Raw genomic sequence first — 2,820 nt, 5'->3', positions numbered from 1 at the left:
CTGTTGCCGGGCGGCGTGTTGCCGCCGGGCGGGGCGTCGTTGGGCGGCGCGGCATCGCCGCCGGGCGGGGCGCTGTCGAACAGGCGGTCCATCGCACGGACCGTACCGCCGAGCCCGCCGTCGGTGTCCCCACCTGTTCCCGCCAACGGGAAGAACCCCGGACATGCGAACGGCCACACCATCGATGTCCCTGCCCGTTCCCGCCGACGGGAACAACCCCATACATGCGAACGGCCACACCTGTTCCCGCCGACGGGAACAACCCCACACGACGGCGCGGTCAGCGGATATCCCCAGCTTCGTCGCCGAAGACATGTGACGGGCGGGGCGCGGAGCGTGAGGCTCACCGCCGATGGAGACGACTCCTTGGGCGGAACTCGGGCGCATCAGCCGGCGCCAGCTGGGGCTCTTCCTGTACGCGCAGGCTGCTGCAGTCGGCGTTGACCAGAACGATCTGTGCCGCAAGGTCGCAACCGGCCTGCTCGAGCGCTGGCACCGCTCGGTCTACGCGCTGGCCGGGACGCCGGATTCCTGGGAGCGCCGGGCGTTGGCTGCCCAGCTCGTCAGCCGCCGGCGTGCTGTGCTGTCGCACCGTTCCGCCGGCTATCTGCATCGACTGTGCGACCTGCAGCGCCCCGACTCGATCGAACTGGTGGTTCCCAGAGGAACCAAGGTCACCGCGCGGGGAGCGCGGATCCACACCTCCACGTGGTTGCCCCGAACGGATCGGAGCTGGACCGAGCCCTTCCTGGTCACCTCGCTGGAGCGAACCATCTGCGACCTCGCCGGCGTGGTCGCTGACTCCTCGCTGCGTCGGATCGTGTACGACGCGTGGCGTCGCGGGCGGACGACCCCGCAGGCCATCGACAGCTGTCTGGCGCCGCTCGGCCGAGTGCGGGGCGCCGCCCGGCTGAGGCAGGTCCTGCGGGACGCTGAACCCGGCCTGGTACGGACGCGCTCCGTTGCCGAGATCGACCTCTACTGCCTTCTGCGTGACGCCGGCTTCCCGCCCCCCAAGGTCAACTTCGAGCTGTTCGACGCGGGGCGTGCTGCGGTACGTCCTCGACCTCGCCTACCCCGAGGTCCGGCTCGCGATCGAGGCGGACAGCCGGACGTTCCACGGCATCCCGCCCGACCGCCTTGCTGACGCGACGCGCCAACGGGAGCTCGAGGCCGAGGGGTGGTCGTTCCTCCGCATCACCACCGATCAGCTGCGGCGTGATCCCGCGGGGGTGGTGGCGCGGGTGCGCGCCGAGCTGATCCGGCTCGGCCATCCAGGTGCGCGGGGATCGGTGTAGGCGCCTGTTGCCGGCGGCGGGAACAACTGCGCACACGGACCACGCACCGCGATCGGCGTCCCAACCTCTTCCCGCCCGCGGGAACAACTGCACACACGGACCACTGACGTGGACGTCCCGGACGCGCCAACGCGCGCAAGATGGCGCCCACCCGCGGATCGTCGAGCGGTCAGCTGGGCGGACTGACCTGGCGCTTGGGGCGTGGGGCAACCTGCAGGCCGAGCTCGGTCAGCGACACCTGCTCGTAGGGCGCCGGGGCGTCCGTGAGCGGATCCCAGCCGGACTGCGTCTTGGGGAACGCGATCACATCACGGATGTGGTTGCGACCGGTGAGCAGCATCACCACACGGTCCAAGCCGAACGCGATGCCCCCGTGCGGGGGAACGCCGTACGACAGACCGCGCAGGAGGAACCCGAACTTGCTCTCGGCCTCCTGATCAGCGATGCCGAGGAACCGGAACACCCGGCGCTGCAGCTCGGCGTCGTGGATCCGCATCGACCCGCCACCGAGCTCGTAGCCGTTGAGCACGAGGTCGTACGCCTGGGCGGTGGCGCGCCCCGGATCGTCCTCGAAGCCCTCGACCCACTCGGAGGTCGGGGCGGTGAACGGGTGGTGGGTCGGGGTCCACCTGCCGTCGTCGCCCTGCTCGAACAGGGGAGGTCGGACGATCCAGAGGAACTCCCACCCGCCTTCGGCCACGACGTGGCGGTCGCGGGCGAGCGCGACCCGCAACGCCCCCATCAGCTCCCGCACCCACGGGTCGGAGCCGGCGCCGATGAACACGGCATCACCCGGCTGCGCCCCGGTCGCGCGCTTGAGCCCGGAGATCTCGTCCTCGGACATGAACTTCGCCAGCGGCGAACGCAGCGCCCCGTCGGCCTCGACGACCGCCCAAGCCAGCCCCCCGGCGCCCCGCCGCTTGGCCCACTCGATCCAGTCGTCGAACTCCTTCCGCGACAGCTGTCCCCCCTCGGAGACGGTGACGGCGACCAGCGCCCCGCCAGCCTGCAGCGACCCGCGGAACACACCGACCTCGGTGGCGGCGAACACGTCGCTCAGATCGGCCAGCTCCATCTCGAAGCGCAGATCCGGCTTGTCGGTGCCGTACCGGCGCATCGCTTCGGCGTGATCGATCCGCCGGAACGGGGTGGCGATGTCCTCGGCGGCGACCTCCCGCCAGACCTCCGCGAACAGCTCCTCGCTGAGGGCGATCACGTCCTCCTCGTCACCGAAGGACAGTTCGACATCCAGCTGGGTGAACTCCGGTTGACGGTCGGCGCGCAGGTCCTCGTCACGGAAGCAGCGCACGATCTGGTAGTAGCGCTCGATGCCGGCCACCTGCAGCAGCTGCTTGAACAGCTGCGGGGACTGTGGCAACGCGTACGTGTGGCCGGGCTGCAGCCGCGACGGGACCAGGAAGTCGCGAGCACCTTCCGGGGTGGCGCGGGTCAGCATCGGCGTCTCGACCTCGACGAAGCCGTGGCGTTCCATCACCCGCCGGATCACCGAGTTGGTCTCCGC

General features: G+C 70.6%; 2 protein-coding genes. One reads left to right on the top strand and one right to left on the bottom strand.

Features of this window, described 5'->3' with window-relative positions; genetic code table 11:
- Window positions 1–1,046 precede the first annotated feature (1,046 nt).
- Window positions 1,047–1,298 carry a DUF559 domain-containing protein gene (locus M3N57_11995; GenBank protein MDP9023390.1) on the top strand — a complete coding sequence of 84 codons (252 nt, stop codon included), beginning with the start codon at window positions 1,047–1,049 and terminating at the stop codon, window positions 1,296–1,298.
- Between the two features lie 169 nt (window positions 1,299–1,467).
- On the opposite strand, the gene aspS is transcribed toward M3N57_11995, so the two are convergent.
- Window positions 1,468–2,820 (bottom strand): aspartate--tRNA ligase (aspS, locus tag M3N57_11990; protein ID MDP9023389.1); only part of this gene is annotated, 1,353 nt, incomplete at its 5' end.

Source organism: Actinomycetota bacterium, assembly GCA_030776725.1.
Lineage (GTDB): Bacteria > Actinomycetota > Nitriliruptoria > Nitriliruptorales > JAHWKO01 > JAHWKW01.
This window is presented reverse-complemented; position numbering and strand designations above follow the sequence as displayed.